We start from the raw sequence: 25101 nt of genomic DNA, 5'->3' as shown, positions 1-25101 counted from the left end.
CTCCGCGGACTGCTGCTCGGCACCGAGATCGGCCACGACGGATGGCTCGCGATCGCCTGGTGCCTGGGCCTCACCGCGCTCGGCTACCTCTGGTCCACGTCGCTGTTCCACCGCGACCCGAAGTAGCGGGTGCGGAGCGGTCAGCGGCGCGACGGCCGCGGCCCGCAGCACGTCCCGCTCCGGGGCGGCGTACTCCGGCACCGTGTCGGCGTACGCCGCCCCGTCGGCGTGTTCTCCCCGCTGGACCGGCCCGGCACCGGTGCGTCCCCGCCCCGGCAGGTGCGGACGTCCTCCGGTCCCTGCCGCCCGACCGGACGGCCGAGGACTACCGGCCCGGATCGGGTGCCGTAAGGGACCCGTCAAGGACACGGACGCCGCCGTAAGAGAACCGTCAAGGGACGACCTGGTCAGGCCGCGGAGGCGTTTTCCTCTAAGCGTCCGTTTCCGACGCACCTCGTTCCAGGAGTTCGCGATGGCCGATCTGGCTTTCGTCGTCACCATCATCGCGGGATTCGCGCTGGTGGCTCTGGCCGCCAAGGGGGTGACGAAGCTGTGACCGCCGAGAACACCGTCGGCCTGGTCGTGGCCGTCGCCCTGCTGGGCTATCTCGCCCTCGCTCTGATCTTCCCGGAGAGGTTCTGAGAGCAGACATGGGTCCCGTACCGGCCGGCGTGCTCCAGTTGCTCGCCCTGACGGGCGCGCTGGCGCTCGTCCACGTTCCCCTCGGCAACCACATGGCCCGGGTCTACTCCTCGCAGCGACACCTGCGCGTCGAGCAGTGGATCTACAAGGGCATCGGCGCCGACCCCGACACCGAGATGCGCTGGCCCGCGTACCTGCGCGGTGTCCTCGCCTTCTCGGCCGTCGGGGTCCTCTTCCTCTATCTGCTGCAACGGCTCCAGGGCGTGCTGCCCGGCTCGCTCGGCTTCTCCTCGGTCGGCCCGGCGCAGTCGTTCAACACGGCCGTGTCCTTCGTGACCAACACCAACTGGCAGTCGTACTACGGCGAGCAGACCATGGGTCACCTCGTGCAGACCGCCGGTCTGGCCGTGCAGAACTTCGTCTCCGCGGCCGTCGGCATGGCCGTCGCCGTGGCACTGGTACGCGGCTTCGCACGCTCGCGCACCGGAGAACTCGGCAACTTCTGGTCCGACCTGGTGCGCGGCACCCTGCGGATCCTGGTGCCGGGTGCGGCGATCGCCGCCCTCGTGCTGGTGGCCTGCGGTGCGCTGCAGAACTTCTCCGGCATCCACGAGGTCGGCCAGTTCATGGGCGGCTCGCAGCAGTGGAACGGTGGCGCGGTCGCCTCCCAGGAGGCCATCAAGGAGCTGGGCACCAACGGCGGCGGCTACTTCAACGCCAACAGCGCTCACCCGTTCGAGAACCCGACGCCCTTCACGAACCTCTTCGAGATCTTCCTGATCCTGGTGATCCCGTTCTCGCTGACCCGCACCTTCGGTGTGATGGCCGGTTCCGTGCGGCAGGGGTACGCGATCCTCGCCACGATGGCGACCCTCTGGGCCGGCTTCGTCGCCCTGATGATGTGGACCGAGTTCGCCCACCACGGCCCGGCGCTCCAGCTGGCGGGCGGGGCCATGGAGGGCAAGGAGGTCCGCTTCGGGATCGGCTCCTCGTCGATCTTCGCGGTGTCGACCACGCTCACCTCGACCGGCGCGGTGAACTCCTTCCACTCGTCCTTCACCGGCCTGGGCGGCGGCCTCACGATGCTCGGCATGATGCTGGGTGAGATCGCGCCCGGCGGCACCGGGTCCGGCCTCTACGGCATGCTGATCATGGCGGTCATCGCGGTGTTCATCGCGGGTCTGATGGTCGGGCGCACGCCCGAGTACCTGGGCAAGAAGATCGGCGCGCGGGAGATGAAGCCGGCGGCCTGCTACCTGCTGGTCACGCCGGCACTGGTCCTGGTCTTCACGGCGGCGTCCATGGCGCTGCCGACCCCGCCCCGCTCGATGCTCAATCCCGGCGCGCACGGCTTCTCGGAAGTGCTGTACGCGTTCACCTCCGCGTCCAACAACAACGGCTCGGCCTTCGCCGGTCTGAACGCGAACACCGACTGGTACAACACCGCGACCGGGCTGGCGATGCTGTTCGGCCGCTTCCTGCCGATGGTGTTCGTCCTGGCACTGGCCGGCTCGCTCGCCGAGCAGCGGCCGGTCCCGGTCACCGCGGGCACGCTGCGCACCGAGAAGCCGCTGTTCACCGGCCTGTTGGTGGGCGCGGTCCTGATCGTCACCGGTCTCACCTACTTCCCGGCGCTGGCCCTGGGCCCGCTCGCCGAGGGGCTGGCGTGATGGCCGCCCGTACCGATAATCCAGAGGGCTCCATGTCCACCGTCACTCCCGCCCGGGCGCCGCACGGCGACGCCCCCGCCGGGCACACCCCCGCCGAGGGCCGCGTCGGAGCGGGCCTCTTCGACCCCGAGCAGCTGATCAGGTCCCTGCCGGAGGCGGTGCGCAAACTCGACCCCCGGGTGATGGTCACGTCGCCCGTGATGTTCGTGGTGTGGGTGGGCTCGGTCCTGACGACCGTGTTCTCCTTCACCGACCCGGGTGACTGGTTCGGCTGGACCATCAGCGCCTGGCTGTGGCTGACCGTCGTCTTCGCCAACCTGGCGGAGGCGGTCGCCGAGGGCCGCGGCAAGGCGCAGGCCGACACCCTGCGCAGGGCCAGGACGGACACGGTCGCCCGCCGGCTGCGCGGCGACGGCGCGCAGGAGCGGGTCCCCGGCACCGAGCTGAGGATCGGCGACCGGGTGGTCTGCGAGGCCGGGGACGTCATCCCCGGTGACGGTGACGTCGTCGAGGGCGTCGCGTCCGTCGACGAGTCGGCGATCACCGGCGAGTCGGCGCCGGTCATCCGTGAGTCGGGAGGCGACCGCTCGGCGGTCACCGGCGGCACGAAGGTCCTGTCCGACCGCATCGTCGTCACGATCACGACGAAGCCCGGCGAGACGTTCATCGACCGGATGATTCGCCTCGTCGAGGGGGCGGCCCGGCGGAAGACGCCGAACGAGATCGCGCTGAACATCCTGCTGGCGTCGCTGACCATCGTCTTCCTGCTCGCGTGCGCCACGCTGCCGCCCTTCGCGCAGTACGCCGGCACGCACCTGTCGTTGGTGGTGCTGGTCGCCCTGCTGGTGTGCCTGATCCCGACCACCATCGGCGCGCTGCTGTCGGCGATCGGCATCGCGGGCATGGACCGTCTGGTGCAGCGCAACGTCCTGGCCATGTCCGGCAGGGCCGTCGAAGCGGCGGGCGACGTGTCGACCCTGCTCCTCGACAAGACCGGCACGATCACCCTCGGCAACCGCCGGGCCGCAGAGTTCGTACCGGTGCGGGGCACGACGGAGGCGGAGCTGGCGGACGCGGCCCAGCTCTCCTCGCTGGCCGACGAGACGCCCGAGGGCCGCTCCGTCGTCGTCCTGGCGAAGGAGCGGTACGGGCTGCGCGAGCGCCACCGGGGAGAGCTGGCGCACGCCGAGTGGATCGAGTTCACCGCCCAGACCCGGATGTCGGGCGTGGACGTCGACGGGCACAAGGTCCGCAAGGGCGCCACGGCCTCCGTCATCGCCTGGGTGGCGGAGCGGGGCGGCGAGGCCGCCGAGGACGCGGGACGGACTGCCGACCGGATCGCCGCGGCGGGCGGTACTCCGCTGCTGGTCGCGGTGGACGACGAGCGGGGAGCCCGCGTCCTGGGTGTCGTCCATCTGAAGGACGTCGTCAAGGAGGGGATGCGCGCGCGGTTCGAGGAGCTGCGCCGCATGGGCATCAAGACCGTCATGATCACGGGCGACAACCCGCTGACGGCCAGGGCGATCGCCGAGGAGGCCGGCGTCGACGACTTCCTCGCGGAGGCCACTCCCGAGGACAAGATGGCGCTGATCAAACGCGAGCAGGCGGGCGGCAAGCTGGTCGCGATGACCGGTGACGGCACGAACGACGCGCCCGCGCTGGCCCAGGCGGACGTCGGCGTGGCGATGAACACGGGGACGTCGGCCGCCAAGGAGGCCGGCAACATGGTCGACCTCGACTCCGACCCGACGAAACTGATCGAGATCGTGGAGATCGGCAAGCAGCTGCTGATCACGCGCGGTGCGCTGACGACGTTCTCCATAGCCAACGACGTCGCGAAGTACTTCGCGATCATCCCGGCGCTGTTCGCGGCCGTCCACCCCGGCCTGGACAGGCTCAACATCATGGGGCTGTCCTCGCCCGACTCCGCGATCCTGTCGGCCGTCGTCTTCAACGCGCTGATCATCGCCGCGCTGGTGCCGCTGTCCCTGAAGGGCGTGCGGTACCGGCCCGTCAGCGCCGACCGGATGCTGCGGCGCAATCTGACCGTCTACGGCCTGGGCGGGCTGATCGCGCCCTTCGTCGGCATCAAGCTCATCGACCTGTTCGTCTCCCTCATCCCCGGGATCGGCTGATCACCATGAACAACTCGGTCACGAACACCGCCCGGCTGCTCGGGGCGGGCCTGCGCGCCCTGCTCCTGCTGACCCTGGTGACCGGTGTGCTCTACCCCCTGGCCGTCACCGGCGTCGCCCAGGGGCTGTTCCACGAGAAGGCGAACGGCTCCGAGGTCGTCGCGGACGGCAGGGTCGTCGGCTCCTCCCTGATCGGGCAGTCGTACGACCTGCCGCCGGCGAAGGGGCAGCGGACACCTGCCCCGGACCTGAAGTGGTTCCAGGGCCGCCCGGCGAACGGGCTCGGCGCCAACAGCGTCAACACGCGGTACGAGCTGCTGCTGTCCGGCGCCACCAACCTGTCCGCCGACAACGAGGAACTGATCCGGCAGGTCGAGGCCGCCAGGGCCGCCGTCGTCGAGGACAACTCCGTCCCCGGCTGGACGGTCGAGCCGTCCGACGTCCCCGCCGACGCGGTGACGTCCTCCGGTTCCGGCCTGGACCCGGACATCTCCCCGGCCTACGCCCGCCTCCAGGTCCACCGTGTCGCCGCGCGCAACGGCCTGTCCGCCGCCCGGGTGGAGCGGCTGGTCGAGGACCACACCGAGGGCCGTACGCTGGGCTTCTTGGGCGAGCCCCGGGTGAACGTCCTGGAACTCAACATCGCGCTCAAGAACCTCGTAGCGGCGAAGCGGTGACGGCTTCGCGCCCCACGGGAGCCGGCGGCTCGGGAGTCATCCCGGCTCCGCCGGCTCCCGCCGTCATGGAGCCGGTCGCCCCGCATCCGGCCCCGTACGGCACGACGTACGACAGGAGTGACACACACCTATGACCCGGGTGCTCGTGGTGGAGGACGACCCGCAGCTCGTTCGGGCCCTCGTCATCAACCTGCAAGCGCGTCACTACGACGTGGACGCCGCCCCCGACGGGGCCACGGCCCTGCGGCTCGCCGCCGCGCGTCAGCCCGACGTGGTCGTGCTCGACCTCGGCCTGCCGGACATGGACGGCGTCGACGTCGTCCGGGGCCTGCGGGGCTGGAGCCGGGTGCCGATCCTGGTCCTGTCGGCCCGGCAGGCGTCCAACGAGAAGGTGGCCGCGCTCGACGCCGGCGCCGACGACTACGTCACCAAGCCGTTCAGCATGGACGAGCTGCTGGCCCGGCTGCGTGCCGCCGTCCGCCGGACCGAGGACACACCGGTCACCTCCGAGACGGCGCTGGTCGAGACGGCGGGCTTCAGCGTCGACCTGCTGGCCAAGAAGGTCGTCCGGGACGGCCGGGACGTGCGGCTGACCCCGACCGAGTGGCATCTGCTGGAGATCCTGGTGACCCATCCGGGCCGGCTGATCACGCAGCAGCAGCTCCTCCAGGAGGTCTGGGGCTTCCCGCAGAGCAAGAAGACCAACTATCTGCGGGTCTACATGGCCCAGTTGCGCCGCAAACTGGAGACGGACCCCTCCCACCCCCGCTATCTGATCACCGAGCCCGGCATGGGCTACCGCTTCGAGGGATGACATGGCACGCGGCAGGCTCAGGATCTTCCTCGGTGCGGCACCCGGCGTCGGCAAGACGTACGCGATGCTGTCGGAGGCGCACCGCCGGGTCGAACGGGGCACCGACTGCGTGGCCGCGTTCGTGGAGCACCACCAGCGGCCGCGCACCGAGGTGATGCTGCACGGCCTGGAACAGGTCCCGCGCCGGGAGATCGAGTACCGGGGCGGCACCTTCACCGAGATGGACGTCGACGCCGTCCTGCGGCGCTCCCCCGCCGTCGCCCTGGTCGACGAGCTCGCCCACACCAACGTCCCCGGCTCCCGCAACGCCAAGCGCTGGCAGGACGTGGAGGAACTGCTCGCCGCCGGCATCGACGTCGTCTCCACCGTGAACATCCAGCACCTGGAGTCGCTGGGCGACGTGGTGGAGTCGATCACGGGGGTGCGGCAGCGCGAGACCGTCCCCGACGAGGTCGTGCGGCGCGCCGACCAGATCGAGCTGGTCGACATGTCCCCGGAGGCCCTGCGCCGCCGTATGGCCCACGGGAACATCTACCGGCCGGACAAGGTCGACGCGGCCCTGTCCCACTACTTCCGGCCCGGGAACCTGACCGCCCTGCGGGAGCTGGCGCTGCTGTGGGTGGCCGACCGGGTCGACGAGTACCTGAACGAGTACCGCGACGAGCACCACGTGTCGGCCATCTGGGGCTCGCGGGAGCGGATCGTGGTCGGCCTGACCGGGGGCCCCGAGGGCCGGACGCTGATACGGCGCGCCGTCCGCCTGGCGGAGAAGGGCGCCGGCGGCGAGGTCATGGCCGTCTACATCTCCCGCAGCGACGGCCTCACCGCCGCCTCGCCGAAGGAACTGGCCGTCCAGCGCACCCTGGTGGAGGACCTCGGCGGCTCCTTCCACCATGTCGTCGGCGACGACGTCCCGGCCGCCCTGCTCGACTTCGCCCGGGGTGCCAACGCCACCCAGATAGTGCTGGGCGCCTCCCGCCGCAAGGGCTGGCAGTACGTCCTCGGACCGGGGGTCGGGGCCACGGTCGCCCGCGAGTCCGGTCCCGATCTCGACGTCCACCTCGTGACGCACGACGCGGTGGGCAAGGGCCGCGGGCTGCCGGTGGCGCGCGGGGCGCGCCTGGGGCGGTCCCGGGTGGTGGGGGGCTGGCTCGTCGGCGTGCTCGGTCCCGTCCTGCTGACCTGGCTCCTCACCGGCGCCGTGCCGGACGTCGGCCTCGCCAACGACATGCTGCTGTTCCTGGCGCTGACGGTGGCGGCGGCCCTGCTGGGCGGGCTGTTCCCGGCGCTGGCCTCCGCGGTGGTGGGCTCACTGCTGCTCAACTGGTACTTCAGCCCGCCCGTCCGCACGCTGACGATCGCCGACCCGACGAACGTCGTCGCCATCGCGGTCTTCGTCGGGGTCGCCGTGTCGGTGGCCTCGGTGGTGGACCTCGCGGCCCGGCGCACCGACCAGGCGGCACGGCTGCGGGCCGAGTCGGAGATCCTCTCCTTCCTCGCGGGCAACGTCCTGCGCGGGGAGACCACGCTGGAGGCGCTGCTGGAGCGGGTCCGCGAGACCTTCGGCATGGAGTCGGCGGCGCTGCTGGAGCGGACCGGTGAGACGGCTCCCTGGACCCGCGCCGGCAGCGTGGGCGCCCGGCCCGCGGAGGTCCCGGAGGAGGCGGACGTCGACGTGCCGGTCGGTGACCACATGGCCCTGTCCCTGCGCGGGCGGGTGCTGCCCGCCGCCGACCGCCGGGTGCTGGCCGCCTTCGCCGCGCAGGCCGCCGTGGTCCTGGACCGCCAGCGCCTGCGCCGTGAGGCCGACCGGGCCCGGGAACTGGCCGAGGGCAACCGCATGCGGACCGCGCTGCTCGCCGCCGTCAGCCACGACCTGCGCACCCCGCTCGCCGGGATCAAGGCCGCGGTGTCCTCCCTGCTCTCCGACGACGTCGAGTGGTCGGAGCGGGACCGGGCGGATCTGCTCCAGGCCATCGACGAGGGCGCCGACCGGCTCGACCACCTGGTCGGCAACCTGCTGGACATGTCCCGTCTGCACACCGGCACGGTCACCCCGGTCTTCCGCGAGACCGACCTCGACGAGGTCGTGCCCATGGCGCTCGGCGGGGTGCCCGAGGACAGCGTGGAGCTGGACATCCCCGAGACGCTGCCCATGGTCCACGTCGACCGGGGGCTGCTGGAGCGGGCGGTCGCCAACGTCGTCGAGAACGCCGTCAAGTACAGCCCGCCGGGCGAGACGGTCCTGGTGTCGGCGAGCGCCCTCGCCGACCGGGTCGAGCTGCGCGTCGTCGACCGGGGGCCAGGCGTGCCGGACGACGCCAAGGACCGCATCTTCGAGCCCTTCCAGCGCTACGGGGACGCGCCCCGCGGTGCCGGCGTCGGCCTCGGCCTCGCGGTGGCGCGCGGCTTCACCGAGGCCCTCGGCGGCACCCTGCACGCCGAGGACACGCCCGGCGGTGGGCTCACCATGGTGCTCTCCGTACGGACGACACCGCGTCGGCGGCCGGAGCAGCCGGACCTGCCGGCGGCGGCGACGTCCTGAGGGTCCGCGCCCCGGCAGCGGCCGCGTCCCGCGGGTCCGCGCCCCGGCGGTTCGGGCACCGGGTGGCGGGGTCCCGGCTCCGGCTCCGCTCCCCTGTGTCAGCGGGTGCTCGGCCCGTTGAGCCGTGGCCTGTTCGGGACGGGCCCGGCCGTACCGCCGCCGCCGGCGTCGATGCCGCGGCGGGGCTTGGTCTGCGCCTCGGTCGCCTCCGGACGGCCCCCGTCCCGGCGACCGGCCGCGGGGCGGGGGCCGCGCGCTCACTCCGCCGCGGGGAGCCGGGTGCTGGGCTGCTTCCGCCCGGGCCGTCGGCTACCCGAGCGACCGGCGGAGGCCGGCCGCTCTCCGCGCGGGAGAAGCGTCGTCACCGTCGTGAACGGTGGGCTTCTTCGAGCCGTCGGTGCGGACGCTCCCCGCCTCGGCTGCGCAGAGGGACGTCCGCCTCGGTGAGCACACGGTGGACGAAACCGTACGACCGTCCGTGGGCCTCGGCGATGGCCCGTATGGACAGACCGTCGGCGTACTGCTTCTTCATCTCCCGCGCCAGTTCCTCGCGGGCCGCGCCTGTGATCTGTTTGCCCTTGTCCATGAGGCGTCTCCTTCGGCGATCGACGTCGGATGTGATCGTCGTCTACCCCCGGCAGAGGAAAAGCCACAGAACCAGGGCGCCGTGGCGTCGAGTTCAGGGTGTGCCGTCGGCCCCGGGGACGCTGTCGGCGGCGGCGCTGTCGGCGGCGGCCGCTTCGCCCTGTGCCATGGCGAGAAAGCGCCGGACCGCTTCGAGCGGCATGTCGAGCCCCTCGGACGCGGACTGCTCGTCGCCGAACACCTGCACCGCCTCGGTGACGGCCACCGCCAGTTCGACCTCCGCCTTGCGGACCTTGGCCTCGGCCTTGTCCACGGTGTCGACCACCGCCAGTTGACGGCGCTGCTTCTCCTGGAGCCTCTGTTTGCGGGACAGGGTCTTGTCAGAGTTCTGCACAGACATGACCAAGATCATAATCAGTCGGGCAGGCACCTATGAAATCGGCAACTCCCCCGCGTCGGCGCGGGCTTCACTGCTCGACGGCGCCCGGGGCGCCGGTCACTCGTCGAGCGCCTCGGCCATGGCGTCGAGGTCTGTCAGGAGGGCCGTCAGCCGCCGGGCCAGGAGGGCCGTCAGCCGCCGCGCGGGGATGGATCTGATCACGCGCTCCTCGATGGCGTGGACGGCGCCGTGGGCGGCACCGTGGGCGGCGTGCGGGCGCTGCCGTCCGGCGGGGGTGAGGTGGACGGGCAGGGCGCGGCCGTGCTCGGTGGTGGCCGGCCGACTGATCGGTCCGGCGTCCTCGGGGCCGCGCAGGACGACATGGGCCGGCTGCCGGGTGACGAAGGTGCCTCGGGCCAGGTCGGCGTCGGACAGGCCGGGCTGTTCGTCGAGAAGAGGCCGGGCGGGTGCGTCAGGCGGGAGGTTCCACCGCGGTCGGCCAGGCGCCCCGCGCAGAGAGGTGAAGGACGAGGGCCGCGATGTTCCATGCGTCGTCCTCGCCCCGGTGGTGACGGCCTTCGAGCCGCATCCCCGCGATGTCCAGGGCCTGTGCCATGCCGGGGCGTTTGCGTAGGCCGTAGGCCTCGGTGAAGACAGCCTTGGCGTTGGTGTGGCGGCGGCCGAAGGGGTAGGGCGTCCGTGTGGCCTGGCACTGCCGTGTGAACTGGTGGCGGTCGTAGTCGCCCCAACTCACCCACGGCCGGGCGCCCACGCGGTGCTCGGCCGCCAGTAGTCGGCACGCCTCGGCGAAGGTGACCCCCTGGCCGACCTCGTGCGGGGTGAGGCCGGTCAGGTCGGTGCAGAACTCGCTGACCGTGGACCGGACGGGCCTCACCAGGATCCGGTGCCGGGCGAGGCGCTCGCCGGCGTCCAGGTCGATGACAGTCAGCCCGATCTCGATGATCTCGCCGACCTGGCCGGGCGGCGGGGAACCGGCCCAGCAGGTCGCTTCGACGTCCACGACGTTGACGAGGCCCCCGGCCCAGGTGCTGTCCATGGCGGGAAGCGTAGGGAGGCACGGCAGTTGGGGCACGTGGTTTCCGAGACTGCCCGCGGCAACGGATCACCGCGCTCCCTGCGGCACCGCCGAGCCGTCCCGTCAGCCGCGCCTCCGGTCCGCTTCTCGCCGTCGTCTACACGGCGTGGCCGCTCGACGCACGACCCCGGCCCGATGCCCCGCGAAGCGGCCTGGCCCGCTGCACCAGGGCCGTGGCGGCGCTCCCCCACTCGGGGTACGCGAAGGCGAACCCGGCCGCGCTCAGCCGACCCGGCACCACCCGACGGCTCTTGAGCAGCAGCTCCGTGTCCGAGCGCAGCGCGAACGCCCCCAGCTCGGCCATCCAGCGCGTCGCCGGCAGTCCCAGCGGGACACCCCAGGCCGTGCGCAGCGCCCGCATGAAGTCGCGCTGCGGAAGGGGGCCGGGCGAGGCGAGGTTCACCGGTCCCTCGATGTCGTCCCGGTCGATCAGGAACTCCACCGCCCGCACGAAGTCCTCGTCGTGGATCCACGAGACGTACTGCGCGCCGCCGGCCACCGGACCGCCCAGCCCGAGCCGCGCGAGCCTCGACAGCACGTCGAACACACCGCCGCGGTCCGGGCTCATGACCATCGCCGAGCGCAGTGCCACCTTGCGGGTCGCGGGGGTCGGCGCCTCGGCCTGCGCCCGCTCCCAGCTCTCCGCGATCCGCACGCTGTACGCCCAGTAGTCCGGCGCCCCGGGCTCCGAGCCGCCGATCACTCCGGTCGCCTCGTCGTGCGCCGCGTCGAAGCGGTGGGCGTAGACCGTCGCCGTACTCATCTGCAGCCACACGCGGGGCGGCCGCGCGGCGGCGGCGATCGCCTCGCCGACCACCCTCGCCGAATCGACCCGGGAGTCCATCATGGCCCGCAGGTTCTCGGCGGTGTAGCGGCAGGAGACGCTGCGCCCGGCCAGGTTGATCACGACGTCGCAGCCGTCGATCGCCGCGGCCCAGCGGCCGAGCGTGGCCCCGTCCCAGCCGATGTCGTGCGCCCGTACGGGACGCCGGGTCACGACCGTGACCTCGTGACCGGCCGCCGTCAGCGCACGGTCGAGAATCGTGCCCACCTGTCCGGTTCCCCCGGGCAGCACTACCTTCATCGAACCCCCTCGGCTCCGCTCGACATCAGCGTAGCCCTCTTTTTTGAACGTGTTCAAGTAGGGGGTCGCGGCGGTCGTGTTCGGGCGGGGCGGGGGCCGGCGTGGGCCGGTGGGGGCGGGCGGGGGCGGCGAGGGGCGGCGGCGGGGACAGCGGGGCCCGGTAGCCCCGCGGCGGGCAGCCCCGGGCTCGTGGGCCGCCCCTGGCTGTGGGGGGGGCCGCCGCGGGCTTGTCGTAGGTGCGTTGGGCCGTCATGGGCCGTCCGGGCGGCCGCTGTCCGGTGGGAGGCGCCCGACCCGCGCGCCTTCCGCCGGGCCCGCGGCGCCCTGGGTAGACAGGGCGTCCGTAGCCGACCGACACGACGCCGCGAGAGGGCTCGATCCCGGTCGATCGCCCGTCCCGTGGGCCTCCTCCTTCCGCCTGCTGGGTCTGCTCCTCGCTTCCCTGGTGGTCCGCCTCGGAACGCACGTGGAACCGCCCTGGGGCTGGCACTACACCGCGTCCACGGCCGGCGGCGTCCTCACCACCGTCGTGGGCGCCATGGTGGGCCTCCTCGGCTTCGTGGTGACCATCGGTGTCCTGGTCGTCCGGCAGGCGACCGGTGTCCTGTCGCCGCGCTCCATGCGGCTGTGGCACCGCGACCGGATGCAGAGAAGGCCGTACTCGCCACCTTCGCCGCGACCTTCGCCGCCACCTTCGCCTTCGCCTTCGCCCTGCTGCGCCATGTCGAGGACGACTCGGTACCCGATCTCGGCGTCAGCCTCGCCGGTGCCGCGGTCGGTGTGAGTCTCATCCTCCTGTTGGTCTCTCTCGACCGCTTCACCCACAGTCTTCGGCCCGTGGCGGTGGCCCGGCGCGTGGCCCGTCCGGCGGACCGTTCCCTGGCCGACTGGACCTGTCTGTTCAGCCAGGGCGTGCCCGCCGGAGGGGACAGCGGCGCGGCCGTCCTGCGCGTACGGGCGGACCGGGCCGGGGCCATCCAGGCGATCCACGTCGAAGGGCTGCGCTCCCTGGCGCACGCCCACGGCTGCCTGCTCGTGCTCCGCCACCCGATCGGCGACTTCGTGACCGAGGGCGCCGTACTGGCCGAGGCGTTCGGCGGCGGCTCGGCCCCACCGGCCCGGGCCGTGCGCGAGCTCATCGCCCTGGGGCAGGAGCGGACGATCGACCAGGACCCCGCCTTCGCCGTCAGGGTCCTGGTCGACATCGCCATCAAAGCGCTTTCTCCCGCCATCAACGACCCGACGACCGCCGTCCAGGTATTGAACTACCTGACCTGGAGCAGCACCTCCGGGCCGCCGCCGCGTCCGGCCTGTCGCAGCGGTACGTCCTCGTGGACGCCGCGGGCACCCTCCGGGTGCTCGTCCCCGGTCGTGGGTGGAACGAGTACCTCGCCCTGGCCGTCACCGAGATCCGCGAGTACGGCGCCGACTCCTTCCAGGTGTGCCGTCGGCTTCGCGCACTCCTGACCGGGCTGCTGGAGACGGCGCCGACCGGTCTGCCCCGGCCGTGGTCGCCCAGCTCGCCCAGTTGGACGCGGCGGTGGACCGCACGTACCAGGACGACCGCCGCCGCGCGGCCGCCCGCGTCGCGGACCGGCAGGGGCTCGGAGGGAACGGGGAGACGTGGGCCTGTGACACCGACGCGGGGCCCCTCCGGCCGTACGGAGGTCCTGGCCACGCTGATCCCGGCGGTCGCGGCGGTCGCCGCCGCGTGGGTCACCTTCCAGTCGGCCAAGTGAGCAGCCGTCCGCTGTGGTCGGATCCGTCGACGACCCGCGTGCCGCCCCCACGAGGTTCGGCACGGACGCCTACCACCTCGCCGCCGACCGCCGGGCCCGGCTGCTGGACCGGCGCGCGGAGCGGTGCTCACGGCCGTCCTCCTCTTCGCGTGTCGCTGTTCTTCGTCGCCGTCGGCCAACGCTTCGACGCGAAGTCCGCGCGGCGCCTCGTCGTCCTGGCGGCGCCTCGTCGTCCTGGCGGCGCTCGTCCTCCTGGGCACCCTCGGGCTTCTCCTGAGCTATCCGGTGCGGTTTTGAGAGGCCGGGGTGCCGAGGCGGCCCGCCAGGAAGGGTTCCCCGGCGAGCACGGCACCCGTGGTGACGCCGATGGCGATGGCCACGCACACCACGATCAGCCAGGAGAGCAGGACGAAGACCGAACCCGCGGACCCGTAGTCGGCCAGCGCCCGGCCGAGGGCCCGGGGCATGTAGAAGTGCGCGGTGACGGACAGGCCGGCGACCGCGAGCGCCGTGATGACGGCACCCGGCAGAAGGGGTGCCCAGCGGACGAGTCCGCCCAACAGGAGGTGCTGCGTCCACCACCACAGAACCGTCTGGGTCACGAGGACGATCGGCACGCCCAGCCACAGTCCCAGGCCGAACCCGTCGCGCAGCGGCCCCTGGAGGAGCAGGACCCCGAGCCAGAGGACGATCCAGGCCAGCCACCGCCAGGGAGCGATGCGCGTCCCGGCCCGGGGTATCGCCCAGGCCCGCTTGCACAGCCGTTGCAGCGCGCGGCTCACGGCGGTGGCCGAGAGCAGCACCATCAGTCCGCCGACCACGCCGGTGGCCTGCTGGAGATCGTCGTTCGGGGGCTGGAACGCCTGCTGCAATGGGGCTTTCGCGTCCCCGGTCAGGCCGAAGACGGCACTCACGGAGGCGACGAGCTGTTCCTGCACCGCCGTCGGAGCGTACGCGCCGACGACGAAGAGCAACGGAACCGCGGTCAGGAAGCACTGGGCCGCCAGGCGGGTGGCGGAATCGAGGATGTTCACCGACACCATGCGGTCCACGAGCCGTGTGATCACCGGGAGCCGGGCCTCGAGACGGGCGTGGAAGGCCGTGGCCCGGGCGGCCGGCTCACGCATCCGGCCACGCCACCAGGACGGGCGCGTCACGGAGAGGGCCCGGCGGCGCGTGCCGGGCGCGTGCTTCGCCCCGCCGGCCGGGCCGGGCGGTCGTCCTCGGCCGTCGCCGGTGTTCCCGGCGTTCCCGGCGTTCCCGGGCGGCATTCAGCCACCGGCGGTCGGGCCACCCGGGCACCCCGACCGCGTCCCGGCCCCCGACGGGCCCTGTACGGACGTCTCCATCACGTGCTCCTCTCCAGCTCCAGGGTGGGCGAAGGCGGAGTCCGTGGCACCCGGCGGTTCCGTCCGCCAGTGCCGCGGGCGGGCGGGTGGAGCGGCCGTGCGATGGGCGGTGGGCGGAACCAATGGGCCGGGGAGCGGACCGAGCGCGCTACCGGGCGAGTCCGACGCGCGGTGGGCGGACGGACGCACGATGGGCGGACCGGACGTGCGGTGGATCACCCCCGTGCATACGCTCGACCCGTCCGTGCACGACGGGATATCGACATGGTCTTCGACCTGCTGCTCATCGCCCTGGCCATCACTCTCGACCCGCTGCCCGTCATGGCCTTCGTCCTGGTGGTGGCGTCGGCACGGGGTGTGTGGAAGGGGCTCGCCTTCATCCTGGGATGGCTGGCGTGCTTCGTCGCGGTGATCGCCCTGGTCCTGTCGCTGACCGGGGGCCAGCCCCCGCCTCCCCGGTCGCCCCCGTCCACCGCGGCCCTGGTGGCGAAACTGGCGATCGGCGTGTCGCTGGTGCTCTACGCCGCGTACCGGCGCCGGCGGTCCGTCCGCGAGCGGACGCCGGGCGGGGTCGCCCCCGCACCACCGCAAGCGCACTCACCCAGCCCGAGCCCATCCGGCCCGAGCCCATCCGGCCCGAACCCCTCCGGGCCAAACCCGTCCGGACCGGTCGCCTCGTCGCAGCGCGGGGCGTCCTCGTCCCTGGGCGAGCACATGGATCGCGGCTCGGTCGGTGCGGCGGCGGGGCTGGCCGTGCTGCTCCAGCCGTGGGGCCTGGTGGCCGCGGGCGCCCTGACCGTCGTGGAGGCCGACACCTCCCACCTCTCGACGTGGCTGGCGCTCTTCTCCTTCTGCGTGCTCGCCACGGCGAGTCTGCTCGCCGCCGAGCTGTACGTGGTCTTCGCCCCCGCCCGGGCCGGGCGCCGGCTGCTCGGCATGCGTACGTGGATGGAGCGGCACCAGGAGCGGGCGATCGTGGTCGGCAGTCTGGTGATCGGCCTGTGGCTGGTGGCCAAGAGCCTGTACGAGCTGACCGGTTGACGTACCCGGCACCCCTTCGTCGTCACCCACGAACGTGCGGGCCTCACCCCGCGGTGCTGCAATGGCTGTGGGGCTGTCCGCCTCCGTTCGCACGGCGCGCGCTGTCACCCTCGGGCCCTTCGCATCGGACCTCGGGGCGCTCGGCCGGGCGCCCGCTGCCGAGGAGTGGCCATGACTGAGGAACTCGAGGAAATGGGACCCGTCGACTACCTGATCGTCGAGTTCCCCGGGAGCCGTATGACGGGCGAGGGCCTTCCCCTCCTCGTCGACCTGGTCGAGCGCGGCATCATCCGCCTCATCGACCTCGTCTTCATCCGCAAGGACGCCGACGGCTCGGTCACCGCGCTGGAGTTGCAGGAACTCGGGGACGAACTCGGCCTGACCGTGTTCGCGGGCGCCTCCTCCGGACTGCTGGACCAGGGTGACCTGGACGAGGCCGGCGCGGCGCTGGAACCCGGCAACTCCGCCGCGGTCGTCGTGTACGAGAACGCGTGGGCCGCTCCTCTGGCCCGTGCGCTGCGGCGCAGCGGTGCGCAGATGGTGGCCGGCGGACGTATCCCGGTCCAGGACCTGCTGGCGTCGCTGGAGTCGGCCGACGCGGGGGCGTGACGCGGCCGTGAACGAGCCGTCGCCCGCCGGACGGCACGGCCGTCGCGTCAGTGGACGACGGTGAAGCTGCGCCACATGCCCTGGGAAGGGGCACATCAGGCCTCCTGTACCACGGCCGGTGAGCCGAGCGGAACGTCGTCCGGGCACCAATATCCGTCAAAGCCGCCGAGTCCGCCCGCCGTCCGTTCCCCCGCCGGCACCGGCCCGAGCCGGTTGTCCCGGCCCGCACGGCGGCACGTGGGGCACCGGCCGCCTCGACGCGCCGAACACGGATCATCTCCCTAGGCTGAACGGGTGGCCTTCGGCTGAACGGCAGCGAAAGAGGGAGCCTTCATGGAGGACTACCCGCTCATCGAGAACCACGGTCTCCTCGGCGACCTGCAGACCGCGGCGCTGGTCACCACCGACGGGACCGTCGACTGGCTGTGTCTGCCGCGCTTCGACTCCCCCAGTGTGTTCGGCGCGCTGCTGGACAAGGACAACGGCGGCCACTGCACGGTCCGGCCGAGGAGTGCGACCTACGCCACCAGACAGCTGTACCTGCCGGACACGGCGATCCTGGTCACCCGGTTCATGACCGAGGCGGGTGCCGGGGAGGTGCTCGACTTCATGCCCGTGACGGGCACGACGGTCACGGGCAGGCACCAGCTGGTCCGGATGGTCCGCTGTGTGCGCGGGACCATGACGTTCGAGATCGAGATAGCCCCGCGCTTCGACTACGGACGGCTGTCCCATCGGCTGCACCTCGCCGAGCACGGGGCGGTGTTCGAGGCGGACGACGGCACACGGCTCACCGTCCACCCCATCCGCGAGCCGGACGACGACCGGCTGCTGGACGTCCTCATGGACCGGCAGGACGACCTGCACTTCACGCTGACCCTCGAGGCGGGCCGGCAACGCGGGATGGTCCTCGAATCGGACGCCGACGGGCCGCCCCGGCAGATCCGGCTCGCCGAGTACCAGCGGCTCTTCGACCACAGTCGCGCGTTCTGGCGCTCCTGGCTGGGGCAGTCGCAGTACTCGGGGCGTTGGCGCGAGACGGTGGAGCGCTCGGCGATCACCCTGAAGCTCATGACGTACGCGCCCAGCGGCGCCCTGGTGGCCGCCCCGACGGCGGCGCTTCCCGAGCAACTGGGCGGCGAGCGCAACTGGGACTACCGCTTCACCTGGATCCGCGACGCGTCCTTCTCCGTGTACGCCCTGCTGGGGCTGGGGTTCACCGAGGAGGCCCGGGCGTTCATCCAGTGGCTGAGCAACCGGGTCAGGGAGCGGGCGGGCAGCGACGGCGACAGCGGTCCGCTCAACATCATGTACCGGGTCGACGGCTCCTCCGACCTGGACGAGCAGCTTCTCGGCCACTGGGAGGGCTACGCGGGTTCCGCGCCGGTCCGGATCGGCAACGGCGCCGCCGACCAGCTCCAGTTGGACATCTACGGAGAGGCGCTGGACAGCATCTACTTCGCGCACCAGCACGGGATCCAGGTGGGGCACCGGGGATGGGGGTCGCTGCTGACCAACCTCGACTGGCTGGCGGACCACTGGGACCAGGCCGGGGAGGGCCTGTGGGAGACGCGTGGCGGCCGCAAGCACTTCACCTACGGCCGGGTGATGTCCTGGGCGGCGTTCGACCGTGCCCTGCGGCTCGCCGAGGCCAACGGCCGGCCCGCCTCGACCGGGCGCTGGCACCGCGCGCGGGACGAGATCTACGACCAGATCATGGCCAAGGGATGGAGCGAGGGACGTCAGGCCTTCGTCCAGCACTACGGCAGCGACGTGCTGGACTCCTCGCTGCTGCGCATGGCGACGGTCGGGTTCATCACCCCGCAGGATCCGATGTGGACGACGACCCTGGACGCCATGGAGCAGGAGCTGGTCAGCGACAGCCTGGTCTACCGGTACAACCCCGAGGCGTCTCCCGACGGCCTGCGCGGCTCGGAGGGGACGTTCTCGCTGTGCACGTTCATGTACGTCGACGCCCTGGCGCGGGCGGGACGCCTCGACAGGGCCAGGCTGGTGTTCGAGAAGATGATGGGGTACGCCAACCATCTGGGCCTGTACTCCGAGGAGATCGACCCCACGGGCCGTCAACTGGGCAACTTCCCGCAGGCGTTCACCCACCTCGCCCTCATCGACGCGGCCATCACCCTCGACACGGCTCTCGACCGGCGGTGAGTCCGGCGCGGGTTCGGCGCGGGTTGGGCGGGTGTCCAGTCGGTGGTGTCCAGGTCAGCCGCCGGTGGCGAAGCCGGGGAAGAGAGTCATTCCGCCGTCCACGTAGAGGGTGGTGCCCACGACGTAGTCCATGAGGTCGGAGGCCAGGCCGACGGCGGCGTGGGCGATGTCCTCGGGCTCGCCGACCCTGTCGTAGGGGATCAGCCGCAGGAGGTCGTCCTGTGCTTCCGGCGTCTCCCACGCGCTGCGGTTGATGGGGGTCTTGACGGCACCCGGGGCGATGGCGTTCACGCGGATCTTGTGCGGTGCCAGTTCCTGGGCGAGGGTCTCCATCATCATCTGGACGCCGCCCTTGGATGCGGCGTAGTTGACGTGCCCGGTCCACGGGATGATCTGGTGCACGGAGCTCATGCAGATGATCTTGCCTGCCGCGCGGGACACCTCCGGAACGACCCCGCGCCGCAGGAACTCCTTGGTCGCCTCACGGGCACAGAGGAACTGCCCGGTCAGGTTCACGTCCAGTACCTTCTGCCACTGGGCGAGCGTCATCTCGGTGAAGGGGGCGTCGCGCTGCATGCCGGCGTTGGCGACCAGGATGTCGATCGTGCCGAACTCCTCGATCATGCGGTTCGTCATGGCGACGACCTGGTCCTCGTCGGAGACGTCCGCCTCGACGGCGACTGCCCGCACCCCGAAGGCGGCGATCTGCTCCACCACCTTGTCCGCTTCCTCGCGGCCCGCGACATAGTTCACGACCACGTCCGCCCCCGCCCTGCCCAGGGCGACGGCCGTGGCCTTGCCGATTCCCGAGTTCGCGCCGGTCACCAGCGCCTTCTGCCCCTTGAGGAGCTGCGGAGGGACCACGCCCCGAGGGGTGCTGTCGGTGGGGTTCACGATGACTCTTTCCTCGCCTCGCACGGCCCGGATCACCCCGGGCCCGGCCCGGAGTCATACGGTCACACCATCACCGTGGACGAGGGGCATCGCGCCGGGAGCGCCCGGATTGCGCCGGGCAGCGGAAGATTTTCGCCCGGCCGGACGCCCGGTCGGACGCTCGGTCAAGCGCTCGGTCAAGCGCTCGGTCGGACACGCGGTCGCCCTCCGTGGACCGGCACGGTCAGCAGCACGCTGCTGACCGGCCAGCCGGGGAGAGGCCACCTCCGCCTCAGCCGAGCACCCGGCGCTTCTGGGCCTCGAACTCCTCGTCGGTGAGCACGCCCTGCGCCTTGAGATCGGCGAGTTGCTTCAGCTGGTCGATCTTGCCGGTCATGTCGTCGGCGGTGGTCCGTGACGCGGCGGGAGCGGTGCCGGCTGCGGGCTGCGACGGGCCGGGAGCGGTGCCGGCCGCCGGCTGCGCCATGAGCTGCTGTTCGTAGTCCTGCTGCGCCCACCGGCCCGCCTGGCGCCGCGAGACGCGGTTCGACACCGCAGTGGCCGTGCCCGCGATCGCTGCGGTGCGGGCGACACCGCGAAGGAGTCCTGGCATGCTCGCTCATCTCCCATGTGGTCGCTGCGAGGGTGCGCGGCGCCGTGACGCGCACACGTCTTCCCAGGTGGACGCGGATCCGCCTGGGTGGCGAGGTCGAGTCGCGCCCCCTTGCCGCGCGGCCCGGGCACCGGCTGTTCCCCGCCCGGACGCCCGGACAGCCCTTCCAGCCATTGCAGCACCCGGCCGAACGGCCCGCACGTTCGGACCCATACGCCCGGTGGGTGGTCCTCTCGCTGGACGGGAACGGCACCCACTGGACCGTGACCGGTTCGTCCGCGGTGTATTCGCCGACCCACTCCGGCTTCCGCCGCGCTGCCTTCGGCCGTCCCGCTGCGACGAGCAGCACCACCTTCCAACTACTTGCTTGCGCTGTATATTGTTAACGAAGGTATATGCGCTGCGATATTATCGCCGCATGCAAGACAAGCGCCCGCCAGGGCCCAGATGACTGTTCCCCGGCGCCGCTCGATCCCCCCAACTGTCCGGAGATCCACTGTGAGTTCCCTGTTCGAGCCCTACACGCTGCGTTCCGTGACGATCCCCAACCGAGTGTGGATGCCCCCGATGTGCATGTATTCCGCCGCGCCCACCGGGCTCGCGGAAGGCGTGGCCACCGACTGGCACGTCCAGCACTACGGAGCACGCGCGGCAGGCGGCACCGGGCTGATCATCCTGGAGGCCACCGGCATCTCGCCCGAGGGCCGGATATCCCCGTACGACCTGGGGCTGTGGAACGAGACGCAGGCCGGGGGGCTGCGCCGGATCACCGAGTTCCTCAAGAGCCAGGGCACCGTCCCCGGCATCCAGCTCGCCCACGCGGGCCGCAAGGCGTCCACCAGCCGCCCCTGGGACGGGGACCGTCCGGTCGGCGCGGACGAGCACGGCTGGCAGCCGGTCGGTCCGAGCGCCGAACCGTACCCGGGCCTGAAGGTCCCGCACGAACTGACCGTCGAGGAGATCGGCGAGATCGTCGACCGGTGGCGCGCCTCGGCCCGTCTCGCCCTCGCCGCCGGCTTCCAGGTCATCGAGGTCCATGGCGCCCACGGCTATCTGATCGGCAACTTCCTCTCCCCGCACAGCAACCGCCGCACCGACGCCTACGGCGGCAGTTTCGACAACCGCATCCGGTTCGCCGTCGAGGTCGTCGACGCCGTCCGCGAGGTCTGGCCGGACGACCTGCCGCTGTTCTTCCGTATCTCGGCCACCGACTGGCTGGAGAAGGACGGCTGGACCCCCGACGAGACCATCGCCCTCGCCCGTGTCCTCACCGAGCACGGTGTGGATCTCATGGACGTCTCCACCGGCGGCAACGCGGCCCGGGTCACCATCCCGGTCGGCCCGAACTATCAGGTGCCCTTCGCCGGCCGGATCCGGCGCGAGACGGACATGCCGGTGGCGGCGGTCGGCGAGATCACCGATCCCGAGCAGGCGGAGAAGATCCTCGCCGCCGGCGACGCCGACGCGGTGCTGATCGGCCGTCAGCTGCTGCGTGAACCCACCTGGGCCCGGCGCGCGGCGCGCGAGCTCGGCGGCGACGTGCGCATCCCCCCGCAGTACGGCTGGCGTCCCTGAGCGGTCACCCGTCGCGGGCCGCCTGATCACCGGTTCGGATCGTCAGCCCCTCGCGGACTCCTTCGCCCAGGTCGTCGCCGGGCCGGAGTGGCGGGAGCGGGTGACTTCCCCGGCCGCGCATGGGGGCAGGTCGGCGACCGCAGCCCCGGCCGCCGGTCGCCGCCCCTGCTCCCGGTGAACGGGTGGCGATGACGCGCCACCGCGCTTCCTCAGCCGATGGTCACGACACGCGCCCAGGGCGGCGGCACGTCCGGGACGTGGTCGGCGTTCTCCTCGCCCACGGCCTTGGCGGAACGGGGGAAGAGGCCGACGACGGTGCGGCAGGGCGGCTGCTCGGCGGGCCACGGGGTCTGCCCGTCCGTCGGGGCGACGATCACGTCCGGGCGGGGCCGGGTGGGGAGCGCCGGGGCGAAACCGGAGCGCAGGTCCGTTCCCCCGCCCCCGACGAGTTCGATGCCCTCGGCGCGGCAGAGCGGCACGGCGCCCCCGGCCGCCGCGTCGCACGAGATCACCGACACCAGGTCGCGCCGCCCGCCCACCACCCGTGAGATCGCCGCCACCTCCAGCAGCGCCCCGCCCAGCTCGGCGTCGCTCACCGACCCGGAGGTGTCGATCACGACGCGGACCCGGGGCGGCGTACGGCGCAGACTCGGCAGCAGCACCCCGGGGACCGCTGCCGAGCGCCGGGACGGACGGCGGAAGCCGTGGTTCTCGCCCACCCCCGGCGCACCCGCCGCCGAGCGGACCGCCGCCCCCGGCAACTGCCGCCAGGGCTGCGGCGGATGGAACGCCTCGTCCGCCCACCGGCGCCACCCCTGCGGAGCGTCGCCCGGCCGCCCCTTGATCCCCTCGGCGCCCCGGAAGCGGACCGCGTCCCGCTGCTGCCTGCTCAGCCCGTGCGCCCCGTCGGGCCCCAGCTCCCACGGCCGGTCCTGCCCGTCGGCACCACTGCCGCAGCCCAGCCAGGCCAGATCCGTGGCGAGCCCGGACATCGACGCCCTCCGCAGGTACTCCTCCATCAGCAGTCCGTCGGTCAGCCGCAGCGGCGACGGCAGCACGGCCCCGGCGGGCAGCGGCAGACCGTCACCGTGGATGTCGTCGTTGATCTCGAAGTCGGCGGCGATGTTGCGCCGCAGCCGCTCGCCGGGCCCGTGCTCCCCGTGCTTGTCCGTAAGCACTTGTTTTGGCTCCAGTGCACGGAGTTGTTTTGGCTCCACTGCCAGGGTGGAGGGGGGCGTGGATTGGTGTGATTCACGCCCCTGTGGCGAGGTGATTTGGCCCCACTTCGATCGGGTGGTTCCGCTGGCCCGGGTAGGGGGTGTTGGCGGTAGGGAAACAAAGGGGCCCGTGGGTCGTTGACCCGGTCATCGAACTCCCAGCGAGGGCCTGTGATCCACCATTCCAGCAGGTCACGCGAGCCGTTGATCAGCGGGACGAGCCGTTCCTTCTTGCCGCGGCCTTGACTGCCTTTGCCCTTCAGCAAGACCTTGCCTAAGCGGCCCGGGTCCCAGTGGACATCCCCGATCCGCAGCAGGCACAACTCCGAGATTCGCGGCCCGATCAGGCTGGTCAGCCGCGAGGCGGTGTAGTTCCGGGCGGCCGGAGCGTACTTGCGGGCCTCCTCCATGTCGCGCCGCCAGCCGCCGAAGAGGGCGCCGATCTCGCCTTCTGGCGGCGGGATCCGAAGCCTCGCCGAGGTGCCTCCGCGGGGTCGGTTGACCTCATCCAGCGGGGACTCGATGACGAAGCCGGTGGCTGTGTGGATGGCGGCCTTGTGCCGCAGTTCGAGGAACTCGAAGAACACCGCGAAGGCCGCGGCCTGGCGGACCTTGGTGCCCGCAGCCGAGTCGCGGCGGTATCGGCCGAAGTACCGGTCGAGGTCCTGGGGATTCATCTCCCACAACGGTCGTCCGAACCACTCGCGCAGGGCCATCACGGGCCCGACGTCGCCGCGGATGGTGTCGTCGAGGACACCAGCCGAAGCGCGGGCCAGGACGAACTCGGCCAGCAGGTCCTGCTCGAAGGCAGCAGTGCATTCACTCCGAAGAGGGCACGTCGGCTGACCTCGGGTGCAGCCACCCCGCTTACCTGACCGATTCGGAATGAGACCGTTACGGCCGAGGCAGTGGTGTGGAGCGCACGATGCGAAATCCCACGTCGTCGATCCGGAAGGTGGGGTGGCTGCGCCGCCGCACCGACGCCCGGCAGCTCCAGTGCTCGTCGGCCCATCCACCACCACGGAGCACCCGGTAGGCCCCATACACCTCGGCGTCGTAGACGTCCCAGCACCAGTCCCACACATTGCCCAGCATGTCGTACAGGCCCCATGCGTTGGGCTGCTTGCCGCCGACAGAGTGGATCCGCCCATCGGAATTGCCCTGGTACCAGGCGACCTCGTCGAGCTGTCCGTACCGCGGGCCAGTGGTACCCGCACGGCAGGCGTGCTCCCATTCGGCCTCGGTCGGCAACCGGTACCCGTCTGCGGAGGTGTCCCACTCGGCCGTCTCGGCGTCGACGCACAGGCGATACGCGGGCGTCAGCCCCTCCCGTTGGGACAAGGCGTTACAGAACTCGACCGCGTCCCACCACGAAACGCCCTCAACCGGCAGCCGCTCACCCTGGGCGCTACTCGGCCGTCGGCCCGTGACTCGTGCGTACCAGGACTGCGTGACCGGGAAGGCCGACATCTGAAACGGCGCGACCTCGACCGGCCAACTGCTCTGCGTCCGCCGGTCCGACAGCGTCACGTGTCCCGACGGGACCGCAACCATCTCGTTTCCTGTCCCCGTGTCCACAACAGGCCACCCTACCGGCGTCTGCCCACGGCTCTACCGATCTTTCCGATCGGCGGTGGAGCCAGATCGACTTCGTACACCGTGGAGTCACTTCTGGTCCGTTCGGTGGTGCCCAAAGAAGTGCTTACAAACACCGTGCTGTCGCGCATACCGTTCGCCCCGGCCTTGGTGGTCGCGGAGCAGGTGGGTGACCTCGTGCCCCCAGACGCCGGCCAGCTCCTCCACCGGGGGTGCGCCACGAAGCCCGCGCAGTTGCGCCGGGTCGTGGTCGAACGCCGTCAGCACGCCGTCCCACAGCGCGATCCGGCGGCGGCGCAGGCCCCCGCCCAGTCACCGACCGCACGCCGTGCGGTCCCGGACTCGATCATGGACAGTGGCACGGCGTACTCGCGCACGCGCTGCCACATCGAGAGGCGGGCGGGAATGTCGTCGGCGAAGTGATGTGCCATCAGCACTCACCTTGCGCGGACGATTCCCCCATTCCGTACGAGGAGAAATTCTTCATCGCTCGCATCGTAAGCACCACACCGATGATGTGTCATTCCTATTAATGACGGCACGGGCCCCGCACAACCAGCACGCCGCACGACCAGCGCGACCAGCACGACATGCCGCCACCGTTATAGGCAAACCATTTCATCGCGCACGCAAAATCCAGCCATCCTTATTCACTATCGAGATAAATGACAAATCTTCAGACAAACGCCC

The 25101-nt window shown here is 71.8% G+C and carries 21 protein-coding genes and 4 pseudogenes; 15 read left to right on the top strand and 10 right to left on the bottom strand.

Annotated elements, in window-relative coordinates:
- The 7 genes and pseudogenes from ACZ3KJ_RS26455 to ACZ3KJ_RS26425 form a co-directional block, all read left to right on the top strand.
- Positions 1 to 126: pseudogene (locus ACZ3KJ_RS26455) on the top strand (ABC transporter permease); the annotation flags it as partial.
- Positions 127 to 552: 426 nt separating this feature from the next.
- The gene (gene kdpF, locus ACZ3KJ_RS26450; protein ID WP_389518548.1) at positions 553 to 642 is read left to right on the top strand and encodes a K(+)-transporting ATPase subunit F; all 90 of its coding nucleotides are present in this window, start codon (positions 553 to 555) and stop codon (positions 640 to 642) included.
- Positions 643 to 650: 8 nt separating this feature from the next.
- Positions 651 to 2312: a potassium-transporting ATPase subunit KdpA gene (gene kdpA / locus ACZ3KJ_RS26445; RefSeq protein ID WP_467530593.1), complete on the top strand. Its 1662-nt coding sequence runs from the start codon at positions 651 to 653 to the stop codon at positions 2310 to 2312.
- 32 nt (positions 2313 to 2344) lie between these two features.
- Positions 2345 to 4447 carry a potassium-transporting ATPase subunit KdpB gene (gene kdpB / locus ACZ3KJ_RS26440; protein ID WP_467530591.1) on the top strand — a complete coding sequence of 701 codons (2103 nt, stop codon included), beginning with the start codon at positions 2345 to 2347 and terminating at the stop codon, positions 4445 to 4447.
- A gap of 5 nt (positions 4448 to 4452) precedes the next feature.
- The gene (locus ACZ3KJ_RS26435) at positions 4453 to 5124 is read left to right on the top strand and encodes a potassium-transporting ATPase subunit C (protein WP_467530589.1); all 672 of its coding nucleotides are present in this window, start codon (positions 4453 to 4455) and stop codon (positions 5122 to 5124) included.
- Between the two features lie 130 nt (positions 5125 to 5254).
- Positions 5255 to 5938 (top strand): response regulator, encoded by a 684-nt coding sequence (locus ACZ3KJ_RS26430; RefSeq protein WP_467530588.1) that lies wholly within the window; start codon positions 5255 to 5257, stop codon positions 5936 to 5938.
- 1 nt (position 5939) lies between these two features.
- Positions 5940 to 8483 carry an ATP-binding protein gene (locus tag ACZ3KJ_RS26425; RefSeq protein WP_467530586.1) on the top strand — a complete coding sequence of 848 codons (2544 nt, stop codon included), beginning with the start codon at positions 5940 to 5942 and terminating at the stop codon, positions 8481 to 8483.
- A gap of 361 nt (positions 8484 to 8844) precedes the next feature.
- Here ACZ3KJ_RS26425 and ACZ3KJ_RS26420 read toward each other — a convergent pair whose 3' ends face one another.
- The 4 genes from ACZ3KJ_RS26420 to ACZ3KJ_RS26405 form a co-directional block, all read right to left on the bottom strand.
- On the bottom strand, positions 8845 to 9069 hold the full coding sequence (locus ACZ3KJ_RS26420; RefSeq protein ID WP_467530584.1) for a helix-turn-helix domain-containing protein: 225 nt from the start codon (positions 9067 to 9069) through the stop codon (positions 8845 to 8847).
- A 93-nt stretch (positions 9070 to 9162) separates the two neighbouring features.
- Positions 9163 to 9468: a hypothetical protein gene (locus ACZ3KJ_RS26415; RefSeq protein WP_467530583.1), complete on the bottom strand. Its 306-nt coding sequence runs from the start codon at positions 9466 to 9468 to the stop codon at positions 9163 to 9165.
- A gap of 451 nt (positions 9469 to 9919) precedes the next feature.
- Positions 9920 to 10504, bottom strand: coding sequence for a 3'-5' exonuclease (locus ACZ3KJ_RS26410; protein ID WP_467530581.1), 585 nt, complete (start codon positions 10502 to 10504; stop codon positions 9920 to 9922).
- Between the two features lie 136 nt (positions 10505 to 10640).
- Complete coding sequence (locus tag ACZ3KJ_RS26405) at positions 10641 to 11627, bottom strand: TIGR01777 family oxidoreductase (protein ID WP_467530579.1); 987 nt, start codon at positions 11625 to 11627, stop codon at positions 10641 to 10643.
- Between the two features lie 76 nt (positions 11628 to 11703).
- Here ACZ3KJ_RS26405 and ACZ3KJ_RS26400 point away from each other — a divergent pair, with 76 nt between their 5' ends.
- The 3 genes and pseudogenes from ACZ3KJ_RS26400 to ACZ3KJ_RS26390 all read left to right on the top strand — a co-directional run.
- Complete coding sequence (locus ACZ3KJ_RS26400; RefSeq protein ID WP_467530577.1) at positions 11704 to 12411, top strand: DUF2254 family protein; 708 nt, start codon at positions 11704 to 11706, stop codon at positions 12409 to 12411.
- A pseudogene (locus ACZ3KJ_RS26395) lies at positions 12339 to 12842 on the top strand (DUF2254 family protein); the annotation flags it as partial. The gene ACZ3KJ_RS26400 and the pseudogene ACZ3KJ_RS26395, both read left to right, overlap by 73 nt.
- Positions 12843 to 12958: 116 nt before the next feature.
- Positions 12959 to 13036 (top strand): annotated as a pseudogene (locus ACZ3KJ_RS26390) (hypothetical protein); the annotation flags it as partial.
- A gap of 608 nt (positions 13037 to 13644) precedes the next feature.
- On the opposite strand, the gene ACZ3KJ_RS26385 reads toward ACZ3KJ_RS26390, so the two are convergent.
- A complete protein-coding gene (locus tag ACZ3KJ_RS26385; protein ID WP_467530576.1) occupies positions 13645 to 14493 on the bottom strand; it encodes a YhjD/YihY/BrkB family envelope integrity protein in 849 nt (282 codons plus the stop codon).
- 486 nt (positions 14494 to 14979) lie between these two features.
- Here ACZ3KJ_RS26385 and ACZ3KJ_RS26380 point away from each other — a divergent pair, with 486 nt between their 5' ends.
- The 3 genes from ACZ3KJ_RS26380 to ACZ3KJ_RS26370 all read left to right on the top strand — a co-directional run bounded on the left by ACZ3KJ_RS26380 (position 14980) and on the right by ACZ3KJ_RS26370 (position 18537).
- On the top strand, positions 14980 to 15756 hold the full coding sequence (locus ACZ3KJ_RS26380; RefSeq protein ID WP_467530575.1) for a GAP family protein: 777 nt from the start codon (positions 14980 to 14982) through the stop codon (positions 15754 to 15756).
- Positions 15757 to 15927: 171 nt separating this feature from the next.
- A complete protein-coding gene (locus tag ACZ3KJ_RS26375) occupies positions 15928 to 16365 on the top strand; it encodes a DUF6325 family protein (RefSeq protein WP_467530573.1) in 438 nt (145 codons plus the stop codon).
- Between the two features lie 333 nt (positions 16366 to 16698).
- The gene (locus ACZ3KJ_RS26370; protein WP_467530571.1) at positions 16699 to 18537 is read left to right on the top strand and encodes a glycoside hydrolase family 15 protein; all 1839 of its coding nucleotides are present in this window, start codon (positions 16699 to 16701) and stop codon (positions 18535 to 18537) included.
- A gap of 54 nt (positions 18538 to 18591) precedes the next feature.
- Here the strand turns inward: ACZ3KJ_RS26370 and ACZ3KJ_RS26365 are convergent, their stop codons facing one another.
- Entirely contained in the window at positions 18592 to 19431 is an 840-nt protein-coding gene (locus ACZ3KJ_RS26365; protein WP_467530569.1) for an SDR family oxidoreductase, read from the bottom strand.
- Positions 19432 to 19702: 271 nt separating this feature from the next.
- Positions 19703 to 20023: an SHOCT domain-containing protein gene (locus ACZ3KJ_RS26360; RefSeq protein WP_467530567.1), complete on the bottom strand. Its 321-nt coding sequence runs from the start codon at positions 20021 to 20023 to the stop codon at positions 19703 to 19705.
- 498 nt (positions 20024 to 20521) lie between these two features.
- Between ACZ3KJ_RS26360 and ACZ3KJ_RS26355 the strand changes: the two genes are divergently transcribed.
- Positions 20522 to 21598, top strand: coding sequence for an NADH:flavin oxidoreductase/NADH oxidase (locus tag ACZ3KJ_RS26355; protein ID WP_467530566.1), 1077 nt, complete (start codon positions 20522 to 20524; stop codon positions 21596 to 21598).
- Between the two features lie 209 nt (positions 21599 to 21807).
- Here ACZ3KJ_RS26355 and ACZ3KJ_RS26350 read toward each other — a convergent pair.
- Positions 21808 to 22764: pseudogene (locus ACZ3KJ_RS26350) on the bottom strand (vWA domain-containing protein); the annotation flags it as partial.
- A gap of 608 nt (positions 22765 to 23372) precedes the next feature.
- Here ACZ3KJ_RS26350 and ACZ3KJ_RS26345 point away from each other — a divergent pair.
- A complete protein-coding gene (locus tag ACZ3KJ_RS26345; protein ID WP_467530564.1) occupies positions 23373 to 23690 on the top strand; it encodes a hypothetical protein in 318 nt (105 codons plus the stop codon).
- Positions 23691 to 23709: 19 nt separating this feature from the next.
- On the opposite strand, the gene ACZ3KJ_RS26340 is transcribed toward ACZ3KJ_RS26345, so the two are convergent.
- Both ACZ3KJ_RS26340 and ACZ3KJ_RS26335 read right to left on the bottom strand, forming a co-directional pair.
- A complete protein-coding gene (locus tag ACZ3KJ_RS26340; protein ID WP_467530562.1) occupies positions 23710 to 24369 on the bottom strand; it encodes a formylglycine-generating enzyme family protein in 660 nt (219 codons plus the stop codon).
- 302 nt (positions 24370 to 24671) lie between these two features.
- Positions 24672 to 24842: a hypothetical protein gene (locus ACZ3KJ_RS26335; protein WP_467530605.1), complete on the bottom strand. Its 171-nt coding sequence runs from the start codon at positions 24840 to 24842 to the stop codon at positions 24672 to 24674.
- Positions 24843 to 25101 lie beyond the last annotated feature (259 nt).

It is taken from the genome of Streptomyces sp. NPDC003248, assembly GCF_055563235.1.
The sequence above is the reverse complement of the archived record's forward strand: the minus strand, read 5'-3'. Positions and strand labels throughout refer to the sequence as shown.